This is a genomic window from Halegenticoccus soli (genome assembly GCF_002844195.1).
Lineage (GTDB): Archaea > Halobacteriota > Halobacteria > Halobacteriales > Haloferacaceae > Halegenticoccus > Halegenticoccus soli.
In genome coordinates this window covers 291,838-305,920 of the sequence record NZ_PEND01000006.1, presented here as the reverse complement: position 1 = coordinate 305,920, position 14,083 = coordinate 291,838, and the positions used below count along the sequence as shown (strand labels likewise).

Genomic DNA, 14,083 nt, shown 5'->3' with positions numbered 1-14,083 from the left:
CCGATCATGTTTCTTCTCTTACCGCTGTCCTCGTGTCGTCCCTTTTATCACAAGGCTTATGGAGAGTTTGGGACTCGGTGCAAGCAATGAGCCTGCGCAGCGAGAGCGAAGAGGACTACGGGTCCTCGGTCCTCGAGCTCTTGGAAGATTGGTATCACGTCCCCGCCCTCGCGGCGATCGTGGCGGTCATGCTGTGGATCCGCCTCCTGCCGTACGGGCGGTTCGTCAGGGACGGGCGGGTGCTGTTCTCCGGCAACGACGCGTGGTATCACCTCCGCGAGGTGAACTACGCGGTCCGCCACTGGCCGTTCACCATGCCGTTCGACCCGTGGACGTACTTCCCCTACGGGACGAGCACCGGGCAGTTCGGCACCCTGTACGACCAGATCGTCGCCACCGTCGCGCTCGTCGTCGGGCTCGGAAACCCGAGCGACGCGCTCGTGGCCAAAGTGCTGCTCGTCGCGCCGGCCGTCGGCGGCGCGCTGACCGCGATCCCGGTGTACATCATCGGCAAGCGCCTCGGCGGGCGACTCGCCGGCGTCTTCGGCGCGGCGATCCTGATGCTCCTCCCGGGCACGTTCCTCGCGCGCTCACTCGTCGGCGTCGCGGACCACAACGGGATCGAGCCGCTCTTCCAGTCGCTCGCGGTCGCGGCGCTCCTCGTCGCCTTCGCGGTCGCGGAGCGCGAAAAGCCCGTCTGGGAGCTCGTCGCGGACCGCGACCTCGACGGGCTCCGGAATCCGCTGCGCTGGGGGGCGGTCGCCGGGGCGGCGACCGCGGCGTACATGTGGGTCTGGCCGCCCGGCGTCCTCCTGGTGGGGATCGTGGGCGTGTTCCTCGTCTTCAAGCTGACGAGCGACACGGTGAACGGCGACAGCCCCGAGCCGGTCGCGTTCGCCGGCGCGGTCTCGATGGGCGTCGCCGGACTGCTGATGCTGCCCCCGGTGGAGTCGTTCGGGTTCACCACGACCCGCTTTTCGCTCCTCCAGCCCGGGTTCGCCTTCGCCGTCGCCGCGGGCGCCGTCTTCATGGCCTGGCTGGCCCGCGAGTGGGAGAGCCGCGACCTCTCGACGTCGCACTACCCGGTCGCGGTGTTCGGCCTCATCGCCCTGTCGCTGGCCGTCGTCGCGGTCGCGCTGCCGCAGGTGTTCAGCCTGCTCCAGCGGAACTTCCTCGGGACGCTCGGGTTCAACGCGGGCGCGCAGACGCGGACGATCGCCGAGGCCCGCCCCTTCCTCGACCCGGGGCTGCTCGAACAGCGGGGGCTCGACGCGACCGGGATGCTGATCAGCGAGTACGGGCTGACGATCTTCACGGGCGTCGCCGCCGCGACGTGGCTCGTGGCCAAACCGCTCGTCCGCGACGGCGACTCGAAGCGCCTCGGCTACGTCGGGGCCGGCATCGCGGTCGTCGGGCTCGTCTTCCTCGCGCCGGGCGTCCTCCGGGCGCTCGCGGGGCCGCTAGACGCGGCCCTCGGCGGCTTTCCTGTCACGGGTCAGCTGGTCGGCATGCTCGTCGTCGCCGCGCTGCTCCTCGGTGCGACGCTCCTGACGCGCTACCGCGCCGAACGCCTCTTCGTCGTCGTCTGGGCCGCGTTCATCACCGCCGCGGCGTTCACGCAGGTCCGCTTCAACTACTACCTGGCGCCGGTCGTGGTCGTCATGAACGCGTTCCTGCTCGGCGAGGTGCTCCGGCTCCTCGACCTCCGTCGGCCGGCGTCCGACGCCGTGGGGGACATCAAGGGCTACCAGGTGCTCGCCGTCGTCGCCGCCGTGATGCTGATCGTCACGCCCGCGCTCGTCCTTCCGGTGGACATCCGAAACACGGGAACGCCGGCGTACGACAGGAGCGCGACCGCGATGGACGTCGCGCGGAGCCACGGGCCGGGCGACATCACCCGGTGGGACGAGAGCCTCCGGTGGCTGGCGACCGAAACCCCGGCCGAGGGAACGTACGGCGGCGCGGACAACGAGATGGGGTACTACGACCGCTACGAGCGGACGGGCGACTTCGAGTACCCCGAGGGGGCCTACGGGGTCATGTCCTGGTGGGACTACGGCCACTGGATCACCGTGATGGGCGAGCGCATCCCGAACGCCAACCCGTTCCAGCAGGGCGCGACCGCGGCCGCGAACTACCTCCTCGCGCCGAGCGAGGGGCGGGCCGCGCAGGTCCTCGCCAACCAGAGCACCGAGGGTAACCAGACGCGGTACGTGATGGTCGACTACCAGATGGTCACGCCGGGCGAGAAGTTCGGCGCGCCGATCGTCTTCTACGACGAGGAGAACCTCGACGACCGCGACTTCTACGACGTCGTCTATCAGCGGTCCGAGCGGGGGTACTCGCCGGTTCTCCTCACGCACGACCAGCGGTACTACCAGAGCATGATGGTCCGCCTGTACCACTACCACGGCAGCGCGATGGAGCCCGCGCCCTTCGTGATCGACTGGGAGCCGCGGACGATCGACGGAACGACGTTCAGGGAGGCCCCGCGCGGCGACGGCGAGTTCGTCCGGACGTTCGACAACGTGTCCGCCGCGCGCGAGTACGTCGAACGGGACGGCAGCGCCCAGATCGGCGGCGTCGGACCCTACCCCGAGGAGCGCGTGCCGGCGCTGAAGCACTACCGCCTCGTTAACGCGAGCCAGTCGTCCGCGGCCGGTACGTACTCGTACCAGCAGAGCGTCGGAATTACTTCACAGGTGACCGGTATTCCGCCACAGTTCCTCTCCAAGACAGATCCCTCGTGGGTGAAGACGTTCGAACGCGTGCCCGGCGCGACCGTCCGGGGGAGCGGCGCGCCGCCGAACAGCGAGGTGCGGGCGACGGTGCAGATGCGGTCGCCCGACGGCTCCACCTTCGAGTACACGCAGTACGCGGAGACGAACGGGAACGGCGAGTTCACGCTGACGCTGCCGTACTCGACGACCGGGTACGAGCGGTTCGGCCCCGAGAACGGCTACTCGAACGTCAGCGTCCGCGCGACCGGGCCGTACCAGATCGTCTCCGAGCCGACGGACGACGGCGGCGACCGGGTCGTCTACAACGGCACCGTCGACGTGTCCGAGGCGAAAGTCGTCGGCGAGGACGACAGCCCCGCGCGGGTCCGACTCGAACGGACGCCGATCGAGCGGGTGAACGAGACCGCGGACGGCGAACGGCCGGTCCCCGGCGAGGGGTCGGGCGGTGACGGCGGCGCGACCGGCGACGGAACCGCGGCCGGAAACGAGACCGCCGGGAACGGCTCGGCCGACGGCGACGCGGGCGGGAACGCGACGGCGGACGGCGACGGCGCGAACGGGAGCGCCGGAACCACGGGCGGCTCCGGCGGGAACGGTACCGCAGCCAACGCGCTGGCAGCGCCCGGAACCGCGGCACCCGAAACCGCGGCGCTCGTCGGCGCACCGATCGCCGCGGTCGGAGCCGGGATCCGCTGATGGCGAGCGACTTCCGCACGTCGCTCTCGGTCGACGGGATCCGCTCGTGGGTCGTCCTGTACCTCAAGGGCTTCTGTATGGGCGCCGCCGACGCCGTCCCCGGCGTCTCCGGCGGCACCATCGCCCTGATCACGGGCATCTACGAGCGGCTGATCGGGGCGGTGACCGCCATCGGCCCCGACCGCGTCGTTCGGGTGCTCAAGGGCGCGACGCCGGGCGGTCGCTCGGACGCGCGCGACGCGTTCTTCGAGATGGACGGGCTGTTCCTCCTCGTGCTGGGGACGGGCATCTTCACCGCCGTGGCGACGATCACGCGGGTCCTCCACGTCGCCATCGAGGAGATCCCGGTGCTCACGTTCGGGTTCTTCTTCGGCCTCATCGCCGCCTCGGCGCTCGTCCTCTACGGCGAGGTCAGGCTGGACACGCCCGGTCGGATCGCCGCCGCGATCGCGGGGTTCGTCCTCGCGTTTCTCGTCTCCGGGGAGACGGCCGGCAACCTCGGAGGGGGCCTGCTCGTCGTCCTCGTCGCCGGGGCGATCGCGGTGAGCGCGATGATCCTCCCGGGGATCTCGGGGTCGCTGTTGCTCATCCTCCTCGGGCAGTACGAGCGGATGGTGGCGACCCTGTCGTCGTTCATCGACAGCGCGCTCGCCGTCCTCACCGGCGGCGACGTGAGCAGGGTGATCGAACCGGGGATCGTGGTCGTCACGTTCGTGACCGGCGCCGTCGTCGGCCTCTTCACGGTGTCGCACGTCGTCCGGTGGGCGCTCGAACGCTACCGCGAGGCGACGCTCGCGTTCCTCGTGAGCCTCATCGTCGGCGCGCTCCGCGCGCCCGTCGTGGAGGCCGGGAAGAAGCTGGCCGAATCGGGCGGGGCGTGGACGACCGAAGCCGTCGCCGCGTTCCTCGGGGCGGGGCTGGTCGGCGCGCTGCTCGTCGTCGTCATCGACTACTACGCCGACGACATCGAGTACTGAGCGCGGCGCGACCCGTTTTCGTCGGGATCGACCGTGACGCGTCGAGCGCCGCGGCCGCGCCCGAAGGCTCCCGAAGGCCCTCCCGCCCGCCGGAACCGGCGGACGGACGACGACGGAGGGCGCGACCCCGCGAACCGCCTCGCTCGACTACCGGCGGGCGACGCAGACGAACGTCTCGAACCGGGAGGCGGCCGACTCGATGGCGAACCCCGCGTCGCGGAGCGCCGAGGCGGCGTCCCCGACGTCGTACCGCTCGGAGACGGGCGGTCCGCGCTCGCCCGTCCCCGCCGCCGACCAGTCGACCGTGACCAGTCGACCGCCCGGACGGAGGGCGCGACGGAGTTCGGCGAGGCTCTCCTCGCCGGCGAACTCGTGGTAGGTCATGGTCGAAAACGCGGCGTCGAGCGCGCCGTCGCCGAACGGGAGGTCCGCCGCGTCCGCGGTCACCGTCTCGACCGACTCCGGAAGCCCCTTCGCGCGGTACAGCTCGTGCATCTCCGGCTGCACGTCGACCGCGTAGAGCTCCGCGACGAAAGGGGCGACGTCGTCGGTGTAGAAGCCGGTCCCGGAACCGAGGTCGGCGGCGACCATCCGCTCGTGGGGGCGGACGAGCGCGAGTAACTCCTCGCGCGAGCAGAACCGGTACCGCCCCTCGTCTTCGAGGGCGTCGGCCCGGTCGACGTCGAACGTGTGGAATCCCATGCCGGAAGATGCGTCGGCGAGCGCATAAACGCCGCGCCGGGCGGAGCGGAACCGCGATGTTGGACCGGAGACATTACGTGGCGCGACGTAGAGTCACCTCGCATGGACATTCGTCCCGCTCGACCGGAGGACGCGCCGATGATCGTGAACGTCGCGCGCGAGGCGTGGCACGCGGCGCACGCCGACCTCCTCCCGGCAGACGAGATCGATCGGACGCTCGACCAGTGGTACGACGCGGACGACGTCCGCGAGCAGACGAGAGGCTCGGATCCCTTCTACGTCGCGGCCGACGCGAACGAGGTCGTCGGCTTCGCGCACGGCGGCGCGGACGACGAGGGTCGCGCGACCCTCCACCGCATCTACGCCCGGAAGGTGTTCTGGGGCACCGGTCTGGGTTCCCGGCTGCTCGCGGCCGTCGCCGCGGACCTCGCGGAGGCGGGCCACGGCGACCTCCGCGCCGCCGTGCTCGCCGGCAACGAGGTCGGCCGCGCGTTCTACGACGCCCGCGGCTTCGAGGAGGTCGAACGGCGGACCGCCCGGTTCGGCGAGGCGAGCGCGGAGGAGGTGGTCGTGACCGCGCCGCTCCGGACGCTGTTCGAGGGGGAGCGGGAGTCGACCTCGACCCGATCGGCCTGAAGGGAGGGCGGGCGAGGCGATCGGACGGATCGGCGCTACCTCTCGAACTGGACCGTCTCCTCGACGACGAGTCGCGGTCCCGCGCCGACCTCGACGAAGTTCTCCGCGTCCGCCATCGTTCGCTCGCCGGCCTCGGAGTCGAACGCCGCCTTCAGCGCGTCCGCGTCCTCGAACGTGAGCTCCAGCACGCCGTCGTATCCGGCCCGTTCCGGGTCCTTCGGAACCGAGGTGACGTAGCGTTCGAGCCCCGGCAGCTCCTTCGCGATCGGGCTGTGCGTCTCGAACCAGTAGTCGACGAACTCCTCGTGCGTGAGCCCGTCCTTGCGGACGAGCAGTTCGATCAGCGTGACCATACCGGACGGACGATCATGACGGACTTCGCTCTACCGGTGTCGGCTCCGGCGGCCGGAACGTCTGCCGTCGGAGCTAACGTTAAACCGTTCGCCGACCCCTATTCGGGTATGACCGACGCACGACTCCGGAGGCCGACCGAGCGCATCTGCGAGCGGTGCGGACGGCGCGAGGTCTGGGAGGACGGAAGCTGGCGCGTCGCCGTCGACGACGGCGAGCGTCGGGCGGGGAGCGTCTACTGCATCCACGAGTGGGACATCAACGGGACGTTCCTGCCGATCGAAGAGGAGTAGCCGCGCCGTCGGGCGGACGCGACAGCGCCCGCCGAGACGACTACCGGCGTGTTCCCCGGGTTCGAGCTGGATATCTAGATAGATGTACGGATATATTGCCAGATATACAGTGACGCGGCTCGCCCGCGGAAGCCCGCGCCGGTGATCGCCGACGATCACCCCCTCGCGGACGTCTCGGATTCGGATTCCAGGAGGCCGGCGAGTTCCCGCATTGCCGCCCGATCGTACTCGGTAAGGTCGTACCGGTTGCTGTTGCTCCGCTCGCTGTACGCGCCGAGCACGCCGAGCTGAACGAAGAGGGAGAGAACGTTGCCGAGCATCTGCGGCGTGACGTCCGGGTTTTCGAGCGATCCGTGGAGCTGTTTCACGCACGGGTAGTTCCGCGGACACTCGTCGAGCGCCCGGCCGACGTCCCGGTGGTAGGCGCACAGGAGCCCGTACTTCGAGGGACGCGTTTCGCGGAGGGTTCGTAACCGATCTTGGAGCTCGTCTGACACGATTCGCATAGTAATTAGAAGCCGCAGTATATTTGTGTTTTCCTTAGTTGCAGAGAAAATAAACCGGTACACACAGTCGCGGTTCGGGGAATCGGCGGGCTGAACCTGCCTCCGAGGGGGCGGAATCGAGGGCCCGGGGTAGGCGGACCGAAAGGGCGAACACGTCGGCGGCCGACGGGTCGCACATGGTCACCGCGTACGTCACCGCGCCGCCCGAGGCGGCCGACGACCTCGCACGGACGCTCGTCGAAGAGCGCCTCGCCGCCTGCGTCAACAGCGTCGACTGCTCGTCCGTCTACCGCTGGGAGGGCGAGGTGAGCGACGACGAGGAGGTGATCCTCCTCGCGAAGACGACCGACGAACGCTACGAGGAATTGAAATCGCGGGTCGTCGAACTCCACCCCTACGACGTGCCCTGCGTCGAGCGCTTCGAAGAGACCGACGTGCTGGAGGCGTTCGCCGGCTGGCGCGACGGGGCGGTCGAGGGATGAGCGACGAGACGAGGGGGACGACCGGTATCCGGTCGAAATCGGAGGCGGGTCACCGCAGCGACGCCAGCACCGAGAGCGTCCCCTCGCTGTACCCGCCGTCGACGAGGGCGTCCGCCGCGGCCCGCGCGGGGCCGTCGGCGTTGGAGAGCGCGTACGACTCGCCGACGACCTCGAAGAGGGAGACGTCGTTCTCGCTGTCGCCGACGGCCACGAACTCCCCGACGTCCATGTCGAGGATGTCCGCGACCTCCCGGAGCCCCGTGCCCTTCTCGACGCCGGGAACCGTGATGTGGTAGGCGTACCCCGTGTCGTACACCTGCATCCCGTACTCCCCGGCGACCTCCCGGAGCAGGGCCTCGTCGGCGGTGACGTTGGCGGCGATCTCCGTCTCCCGCCAGCGGTTGACGGTGTCCGCGGCGCCCCAGCCGAGATCCCCGCCGCGCGCCTCGAACTCCTCGGCGACGGCCCGCGCCCGCTCGCGGTCGCCGACGAACGAGACCCGCTCGGCCGCGAGCGCGACGCCGCCGTTCTCGGCGACGACGGTCTGGGGGATGCCGATGAAGTGACACAGCGCGACGGGGTACGGGAACGCCTTTCCGGTGGCGAGGACGACCGGCGCGTCCCAGGAGGAGAGCGCGTCGAAGAACCGCGGGTCGATGGTCCCTTCGGGGGTCGTGAGCGTCCCGTCGATGTCGAGCGCGAGCGGCGGGCTCATAGGGGTGCGTGGGGGGCCGCGCGCATAAACCTCGTTCTCGATTCCCCGCTGGCCGCGCCGTCTTCGGGTCCGGTTGCCGGAGTCACTCGTCACGCCGTCCGGTCCGCCGAAATTCCGTGAACGGACCGCGAGCCTCACTCTCCGATTTCCTCGACGACGATCTCCTCCGCTTCGAGTTCCTCCAGAACGGCTCCGAACCCGCCTACTGTGACTGTCCGGTCTTCGGTGTCGACTACGAACCCGGCCTGTTCGGCCAGGTGAAAGACCGAGAGCGGTTCGCCGGTTGCCGGTTCGCCCGCGTACCGTATCGCCGTGACGTTTCCCGAGATCTCACACGGCCGCTTCGTTCTGACCCACCGACCGCGCACTCGCACGCTCACGTTCGTTTTCTCTCGAAGATGCGGTTCGATCACTCGGATACAGCTGCGGATTTCGGTGAAGGTGATAGGAAGCTGGAGATTTTGCTCCGAGTAAATCGGCTTCGCGACTTCCGACAGCCCGGCGAGATAGAACCAAAGGAGGTACTCGTGGAGCGGATCGTCGACGAGGAATCCGTATTCGTCGGACGAGCCGACGTTCAGTGCGAGTCGGGCTTTCCGGTGGTCGATGAGGGCGACGAACGGTTTCCCCGTACACGGGACTGTTCTGCGCGCTTCCGCACACACCGTCTCGAAGTCCGCCTCTTCGAGCACGATATCCTCGTCCGGCCGCGGATGGACTACGAGCTGAACGTGCACGCGGTTCTCGTACGCGGTCGACAGCGCCGGTTCGAGTTCCAGGAACTGAGGGGGCGTGACCGCTAACAGGACGTACTGATCCGCGCTCTGGATATCGCGTTTGGTCTGCTCGAAAACCGTCTGGAACCGTCTCACGACGGTGATCTCGTGCTCGTGGGTTTCCGGTTGATGCCATCGGCTTTCGATCTCCTCGATGGCCGCTTCGAACCGTCCGACCTGGGTCCTGATGTTCGCAAGTGCCTCCGCAGGATCCGCCGCCCGAGCGTAGAGCCGATCTTGCTCGTACGTGATGACGTACCCCTCGTCCTCCAGTCCGCGAAGGATATCGTAGATGCGCGGCCCCGGAACGCCACTCGCGATAGCGAGGTCGCTAGCCGACGCCGATCCGAGTTCGAGCAGCGTCACGTAGGCGTCAGCCTGGTACGGCGAAAGACCGGCATCTCGGAGCACGGCGGTGAGTTCGGGGGTTTCCATACTCCTCCTACGAAGTGTGACGACAAAGCCTCGACTGGGAAAGGGATACTGACGTCGCCGGTGACGCTACGCCGCGACAGCTGCGGCGGCGATGAACCACCAGTTAGTACCGGCTTTCGCTTCACCCGTTTTCTGTTCGGACTTCGAGAGGTTTCGACGGTGTTTCCAGGTCATTACAAGAGTTGGTGGGGGATCGGAGGGGATAAGAATTATCAATTTTCTTAATAATAGCCGTTGTAGGACAACACTCGTTGTTCTCAGCGCACGGAGTTCTCCCCCGGGATGCCACTCTCGGTAAGGCTACGGAGGACGTCACTCGCTCTCGTTCGGCGCGGGAAGCGACACGTCGACACAAACGGGGAGGTGGTCGGACGGATACCGACCGTTTTCGTACGTGTCGCTCAGTATCCCGTGAATGCGAACGTCGATATCGTCGGACACGAGGACGTGATCGAGTTTCTTGTCGGGGACGAGCGACCGGAAGTCCGTCATGGTCGTCGACGGTCCGTGGTGGCCGCGCTTCGAGGCGCGATACGCGTCGACGAGAGTGGCACCGGTGTCCGTCGAACGCCGAGTCAGCCGCCGATAGGCCGGTGACGACGGTCGGAAATTGAAGTCGCCGGTGAGGATTACCGGCCTGGTTGACGCTACCTCGGAGAGACGAGCCCGCACCAGTTTCGCACTTTCCACGAGGGCGGCGTCCCCGACGTGATCGAAGTGGGTGTTGAAGTGGACGAGCCTCACCCCCGTCGTTCGCTCCCGCAGGGTCGCGTAGTAGACGAGCCGCGGGAGGGCTGCGTCCCAACCGGGACCGCCAGGTTCGTCCGGAGTCGGAGAGAGCCAAAAGACGCCGTCGCTCTCGAAGGTGAATCGACGCGTTTTGTACCCCAGCGCGACGAACTCTCCGGGGTTCGACGTTTCGCTCGCGCTTCGCCAGTCGTACTCGGGGAGCTGATTGCGGAGATACCGACGCTGTGTAGGCCACGCCTCCTGCAATCCGACGAGATCTGGGCTGTGAAAGCGGATCGCGCTCACGATAGCGTCTCGGCGCCTTCGCCACGTGTTGGATCCGTCGTCCGGATTGTCGTACCGGATGTTGTACGACATCACGCGCACCGTGGGTAGCATGTTCGACTACTCTCGGGGTGCTGTGGAGTGGGCACGCGCGTGCTCGACGCGGCGTCTTCTCGCTTCGACCGCAGCGGTCAGTTTCCGCATTACGAATACAACTGCCCGGCGATCTTCGCCTCGTGCTGCCCGGCGAGTTCCGTCAGCTCGTCGATATCAGCGGGGGACAGGTTCGGATTTCCGACACAGCAGCTTCGGATGAGCATGAGTCTCCCGGCGATGAACCCCTTGACCCACATCAATCCAAAGTCGGTGAGTTGACTCTGACTCTCCAGGACCTCCTCGCTCACGAACCCCTCCCGAAGGAGATGTGCGATGCTCACGGCACACGTTTCGAGGGTCTCGTTCAGATACTCCCGTTCGTACGCTTTCATCGACCCCCTCTTAGCGCTCGTTCCCCATCCATCTGGCGACCGGAACGGTCGCCGTCCGCCTCGAACCGCCCAGCGCCTCCGTTCAGTAATATCGGGGGCAGCTCACCCGCCTCGGCGGGGGCATCTCTGTCACCTGTCGCGTTTGCTCTCGTTCGCGTTCACCTCGCGGAGATCGCATCGTCGGCAGGAAACCCTCGGGGCTCCCGCTCCGAGAGCGCGCCTCCCTGCATCGTCGCGAGCGGGCCGGAGCCGCCTCGAAGCGGAAGAAAGGCGACGACGGCCGCAGCGACCGCGGCGAGCGCCGGTCCGAGCTGAGCGACGCCCTCGCCGGGGAGCAACTTGAGGTACGAACCGGACGAGGGCGTTTCCGCGCCGGACGAGCGCCCGTCGGCCGCTCGCGCGCTTTCGAACGCGGCGGGCCCGTTTTCGGCGGCTTCGATGTCCGTGCGCCACGCGTCGAACAACGCGAACACCTACCGGAAGTAGGCGTCTCGACGGCTTGTACTCGTCGGACAGGAGGCGGTACTGTCCCGTTTTCGGGAAGCGCGGGACCCCATTTCGTCGACGCCGCGAGCGGCGCTCCCGTCAGACTCCCTACAAACGCTTTTGACGCGTCGCGCCAACCGATAACACGAGCCATGAAGAAACTCATCAACGAGACGTCAGATGTGGTCGACGAGATGCTCGACGGGATGGTCGCCGCGTACCCGGACCGCCTCCGCCGGCTGGAGGGGACGGAGGTACTCGTCCGCTCGGACGCCCCCGTCGAGGGCAAGGTCGGCATCGTCTCCGGCGGCGGGAGCGGCCACGAGCCGACCCACGCCGGGTACATCGGCGACGGGATGCTCGACGGGGCGGCCGCGGGCGAGGTGTTCACCTCCCCGACCGCGGACCAGCTCAGCGCGATGATCCAGGCGTGCGACGCCGGCGAAGGGGTCCTCTGCGTCGTGAAGAACTACGAGGGGGACGTGATGAACTTCGACACCGCGGCCGAGATGGCCGACATGGAGGGTGCCGAGGTCGAGCAGGTCGTCGTCAACGACGACGTGGCGGTCGAGGACTCGCTGTACACGAGCGGTCGGCGCGGCGTCGCCGGGACGATCCTGGTCCACAAGGCCGCCGGGGCGAAGGCCGCCGCCGGGGGCGACCTCCAGGAGGTGAAGGCGGTCGCCGAGAAGGTCGTCGACAGCGTCGGGACGATGGGAATGGCGCTCACCTCCTGTGTGACGCCCGAGAAGGGCGAGCCGACGTTCGACCTCGGCGGGGACGAGATCGAACTCGGCATCGGCATCCACGGCGAGCCGGGAACCCAGCGCACTGAGATCATGAGCGCGGACGAAATCACCGACCACCTGACCGAACGGGTGCTGGAGGACCTCAACCTCGACGAGGGGCGGGAGGTCCTCACCATCGTCAACGGGATGGGCGGCACGCCGCTTATGGAGCTCTTCGTCGTGAACCGCCGGCTCCAGGAGCTGATGGACGAAAACGGCCTCGAAACGTGGGACGCCTGGGTCGGCGACTACATGACCTCGCTCGACATGCAGGGCTGTTCGATCACGGTCTGCGCCGTCGACGACGAGCTGAAGGAGCTGCTCGCCGCGTCCGCGAACACCCCGGCGCTGAAGGTAACGGAGTAGCCCGTCGGCGCCGGTTCGGTTCGTCCCGCTCGTTTTTCGACTCGTATCCGCGTTCGCCGAGCCGAGGGGACTGCGATAGTACGTCTGCGCCGCGATCGAGGCGCTGAACGGGCGGCCGGAGAGACATCGTTCGTCACCGGACGCGACCGTCACGGCCGGTGAACCGGTCGATCGTGACGCGCCGAGGCACCGTCACGCGCCGACGTTCCGACCGCGGGCGAAACGCGGCCGAAATGAACTTTTTTTCAGTTCACACCGGTTCCAGAACTGCTCAGTAGAGGGGGATGCAACCGCCCACAGGACGATGACAGACACCCTCACGCACCGGAGGTACGAACGCGTGGCCGTCTCTCCCGAAACGTACGAGACGCTTCGGGAGATGAAACGCTCTAACCAGACGTGGGACGATCTCGTCGTCGAACTTCTCGAGGGGACGGCTCGCGCCGAAAACGCCTGCGGCGTGATAAACGGCCCGTGAGGACGACGTTCCGCCGTTTTTGGCGGACACGGACGAACCACGGCGTCGCAGCCGTCCGCCTGCGATCTACCCTTTCACGGCGAGATCGAAAAGCCGCGATCCTGCGGTGTCGGTGTCCAATGCGACGGCAGGACCGCGCAGCAAGGACCGTTCGGCCGGCGGTGTGTCCGTGGAGGGAAACGATCTGTCAGAGGCACCCTTCGTCACGGACCGACTGAGAGATGCTCGATGGGAGGTAAATGTTTTGTGGTGAACTCAGTTGCGTGGTCATAACTCGTCGAGCGCGACGTGATTGCGTGGTCGTCGAACCGCCGGAAGCACGTCGGCCGGTGATTTCCGTCGGCCGGGGCTGGCTACTGAGACGTACCGCTACGTTGTGCTCCCGAGACGACGCCAGCGATCGGATCCACGATGCGCCGGTAATTTCACGCCCTTACAACTATTATAAACCCTAATGCGCCCGGTTTTATCGATCCGACCGCATCATGCCGGACACGGACGAAGCGGACACGACGCTTGGTAGACGGAGCGTGCTGAAATCGATCGGCGCGGTGGGTGTCGGGGGGCTGTCGCTTGAGCTGTTCGACGCCGACCTCGTGCGGGGTCTCGCTCCCCGGCGACTCGAACGCAGCGAGGTGGAGTGGTCGTCCGAGAGGTCGCCCGAGGGGACGTTTCCCCTCTCGGTGCTCAGCGGCGGGCCGACCCCGTCGGGAGCGATCCTCTGGGCCAAAATCGCCGACGAAGCCTACGACGAAGCGGCCCCCGCGTACGTGCAGGTCGCCGAGACCGAGGCGTTCGCCGACCCGATCTACGAGGGGCGGATCGACGCGGATCGGATCAGAGCGGAGAACAACTACGTCATCAAGGCCGACCTCGACGGCGAACTGCCCCCCGACCGACACCGCTACTGCCGAGTACAGCGGGTACGCGGTCGCGGAGTTCACACCCGAGGAGTGCGTCTGGACCGCCTACGCGGTCGACGACAGCGTCGACGACGCCGACGCCCCCCCGGGCGGTGCTCAGGAGGTACCGCATCCCGGAGGGCGAAGTCGCGCTCGAGGAGCTCGAAGCGAACGACGGGCTGCCGAACGATCCGCTGGCCGAAGACTCGTAGCCCGCGCCGCGGCGGATGAGTGCCGCACGCGCGGTTCCG

Annotated in this window: 16 protein-coding genes; 8 read left to right on the top strand and 8 right to left on the bottom strand. The window is 67.7% G+C overall.

Annotated features, from left to right (window positions below; genetic code table 11):
- Positions 1-86 precede the first annotated feature (86 nt).
- Both CNO20_RS17605 and CNO20_RS17600 read left to right on the top strand, forming a co-directional pair.
- On the top strand, positions 87-3,437 hold the full coding sequence (locus CNO20_RS17605) for an oligosaccharyl transferase, archaeosortase A system-associated (RefSeq protein WP_101297442.1): 3,351 nt from the start codon (positions 87-89) through the stop codon (positions 3,435-3,437).
- On the top strand, positions 3,437-4,414 hold the full coding sequence (locus CNO20_RS17600) for a DUF368 domain-containing protein (RefSeq protein WP_101297440.1): 978 nt from the start codon (positions 3,437-3,439) through the stop codon (positions 4,412-4,414). Before CNO20_RS17605 ends, CNO20_RS17600 begins: the two co-directional genes overlap by 1 nt.
- A gap of 147 nt (positions 4,415-4,561) precedes the next feature.
- On the opposite strand, the gene CNO20_RS17595 is transcribed toward CNO20_RS17600, so the two are convergent.
- Positions 4,562-5,116 (bottom strand): class I SAM-dependent methyltransferase, encoded by a 555-nt coding sequence (locus tag CNO20_RS17595; protein WP_101297438.1) that lies wholly within the window; start codon positions 5,114-5,116, stop codon positions 4,562-4,564.
- Positions 5,117-5,218: 102 nt separating this feature from the next.
- Here CNO20_RS17595 and CNO20_RS17590 point away from each other — a divergent pair, with 102 nt between their 5' ends.
- Positions 5,219-5,752: a GNAT family N-acetyltransferase gene (locus CNO20_RS17590; RefSeq protein ID WP_101297436.1), complete on the top strand. Its 534-nt coding sequence runs from the start codon at positions 5,219-5,221 to the stop codon at positions 5,750-5,752.
- Between the two features lie 35 nt (positions 5,753-5,787).
- Here CNO20_RS17590 and CNO20_RS17585 read toward each other — a convergent pair whose 3' ends face one another.
- Entirely contained in the window at positions 5,788-6,105 is a 318-nt protein-coding gene (locus tag CNO20_RS17585) for an EthD domain-containing protein (RefSeq protein ID WP_101297434.1), read from the bottom strand.
- A gap of 108 nt (positions 6,106-6,213) precedes the next feature.
- Here CNO20_RS17585 and CNO20_RS17580 point away from each other — a divergent pair, with 108 nt between their 5' ends.
- On the top strand, positions 6,214-6,396 hold the full coding sequence (locus CNO20_RS17580) for an HEWD family protein (RefSeq protein WP_101297432.1): 183 nt from the start codon (positions 6,214-6,216) through the stop codon (positions 6,394-6,396).
- A gap of 155 nt (positions 6,397-6,551) precedes the next feature.
- Here CNO20_RS17580 and CNO20_RS17575 read toward each other — a convergent pair whose 3' ends face one another.
- Entirely contained in the window at positions 6,552-6,893 is a 342-nt protein-coding gene (locus CNO20_RS17575) for a hypothetical protein (protein WP_143423285.1), read from the bottom strand.
- Between the two features lie 185 nt (positions 6,894-7,078).
- Between CNO20_RS17575 and cutA the strand changes: the two genes are divergently transcribed.
- Positions 7,079-7,384, top strand: coding sequence for a divalent-cation tolerance protein CutA (gene cutA, locus CNO20_RS17570; protein WP_101297428.1), 306 nt, complete (start codon positions 7,079-7,081; stop codon positions 7,382-7,384).
- 49 nt (positions 7,385-7,433) lie between these two features.
- Here the strand turns inward: cutA and CNO20_RS17565 are convergent, their stop codons facing one another.
- The 5 genes from CNO20_RS17565 to CNO20_RS17545 all read right to left on the bottom strand — a co-directional run bounded on the left by CNO20_RS17565 (position 7,434) and on the right by CNO20_RS17545 (position 11,285).
- The gene (locus CNO20_RS17565; RefSeq protein WP_101297426.1) at positions 7,434-8,099 is read right to left on the bottom strand and encodes an HAD-IIB family hydrolase; all 666 of its coding nucleotides are present in this window, start codon (positions 8,097-8,099) and stop codon (positions 7,434-7,436) included.
- 134 nt (positions 8,100-8,233) lie between these two features.
- A complete protein-coding gene (locus CNO20_RS17560) occupies positions 8,234-9,310 on the bottom strand; it encodes a TrmB family transcriptional regulator (protein WP_101297425.1) in 1,077 nt (358 codons plus the stop codon).
- 312 nt (positions 9,311-9,622) lie between these two features.
- Positions 9,623-10,438 carry an endonuclease/exonuclease/phosphatase family protein gene (locus CNO20_RS17555; protein ID WP_101297423.1) on the bottom strand — a complete coding sequence of 272 codons (816 nt, stop codon included), beginning with the start codon at positions 10,436-10,438 and terminating at the stop codon, positions 9,623-9,625.
- Positions 10,439-10,527: 89 nt separating this feature from the next.
- Entirely contained in the window at positions 10,528-10,812 is a 285-nt protein-coding gene (locus tag CNO20_RS17550; protein WP_101297421.1) for a hypothetical protein, read from the bottom strand.
- 158 nt (positions 10,813-10,970) lie between these two features.
- Complete coding sequence (locus CNO20_RS17545) at positions 10,971-11,285, bottom strand: hypothetical protein (RefSeq protein WP_101297420.1); 315 nt, start codon at positions 11,283-11,285, stop codon at positions 10,971-10,973.
- Positions 11,286-11,450: 165 nt separating this feature from the next.
- Between CNO20_RS17545 and dhaK the strand changes: the two genes are divergently transcribed.
- From dhaK to CNO20_RS17535, 3 genes are all read left to right on the top strand, one after another.
- The gene (dhaK, locus tag CNO20_RS17540; RefSeq protein ID WP_101297418.1) at positions 11,451-12,452 is read left to right on the top strand and encodes a dihydroxyacetone kinase subunit DhaK; all 1,002 of its coding nucleotides are present in this window, start codon (positions 11,451-11,453) and stop codon (positions 12,450-12,452) included.
- A gap of 304 nt (positions 12,453-12,756) precedes the next feature.
- Positions 12,757-12,930 (top strand): hypothetical protein, encoded by a 174-nt coding sequence (locus CNO20_RS23100; protein ID WP_158237443.1) that lies wholly within the window; start codon positions 12,757-12,759, stop codon positions 12,928-12,930.
- A gap of 485 nt (positions 12,931-13,415) precedes the next feature.
- On the top strand, positions 13,416-14,063 hold the full coding sequence (locus tag CNO20_RS17535; RefSeq protein ID WP_101297417.1) for a PhoD-like phosphatase N-terminal domain-containing protein: 648 nt from the start codon (positions 13,416-13,418) through the stop codon (positions 14,061-14,063).
- The last annotated feature ends 20 nt before the right edge of the window (positions 14,064-14,083 follow it).

What these genes read in the sequence shown, in the direction of transcription:
- CNO20_RS17565 (WP_101297426.1), bottom strand. Translation starts at nt 8,099, where the DNA reads ATGAGCCCGCCGCTCGCGCTCGACATCGACGGGACGCTCACGACCCCC.
- CNO20_RS17600 (WP_101297440.1), top strand. Translation starts at nt 3,437, where the DNA reads ATGGCGAGCGACTTCCGCACGTCGCTCTCGGTCGACGGGATCCGCTCG.
- CNO20_RS17535 (WP_101297417.1), top strand. Translation starts at nt 13,416, where the DNA reads ATGCCGGACACGGACGAAGCGGACACGACGCTTGGTAGACGGAGCGTG.
- CNO20_RS17590 (WP_101297436.1), top strand. Translation starts at nt 5,219, where the DNA reads ATGGACATTCGTCCCGCTCGACCGGAGGACGCGCCGATGATCGTGAAC.
- cutA (WP_101297428.1), top strand. Translation starts at nt 7,079, where the DNA reads ATGGTCACCGCGTACGTCACCGCGCCGCCCGAGGCGGCCGACGACCTC.
- CNO20_RS17605 (WP_101297442.1), top strand. Translation starts at nt 87, where the DNA reads ATGAGCCTGCGCAGCGAGAGCGAAGAGGACTACGGGTCCTCGGTCCTC.
- CNO20_RS23100 (WP_158237443.1), top strand. Translation starts at nt 12,757, where the DNA reads ATGACAGACACCCTCACGCACCGGAGGTACGAACGCGTGGCCGTCTCT.
- CNO20_RS17580 (WP_101297432.1), top strand. Translation starts at nt 6,214, where the DNA reads ATGACCGACGCACGACTCCGGAGGCCGACCGAGCGCATCTGCGAGCGG.
- CNO20_RS17555 (WP_101297423.1), bottom strand. Translation starts at nt 10,438, where the DNA reads ATGCTACCCACGGTGCGCGTGATGTCGTACAACATCCGGTACGACAAT.
- CNO20_RS17585 (WP_101297434.1), bottom strand. Translation starts at nt 6,105, where the DNA reads ATGGTCACGCTGATCGAACTGCTCGTCCGCAAGGACGGGCTCACGCAC.
- CNO20_RS17550 (WP_101297421.1), bottom strand. Translation starts at nt 10,812, where the DNA reads ATGAAAGCGTACGAACGGGAGTATCTGAACGAGACCCTCGAAACGTGT.
- dhaK (WP_101297418.1), top strand. Translation starts at nt 11,451, where the DNA reads ATGAAGAAACTCATCAACGAGACGTCAGATGTGGTCGACGAGATGCTC.
- CNO20_RS17595 (WP_101297438.1), bottom strand. Translation starts at nt 5,116, where the DNA reads ATGGGATTCCACACGTTCGACGTCGACCGGGCCGACGCCCTCGAAGAC.
- CNO20_RS17560 (WP_101297425.1), bottom strand. Translation starts at nt 9,310, where the DNA reads ATGGAAACCCCCGAACTCACCGCCGTGCTCCGAGATGCCGGTCTTTCG.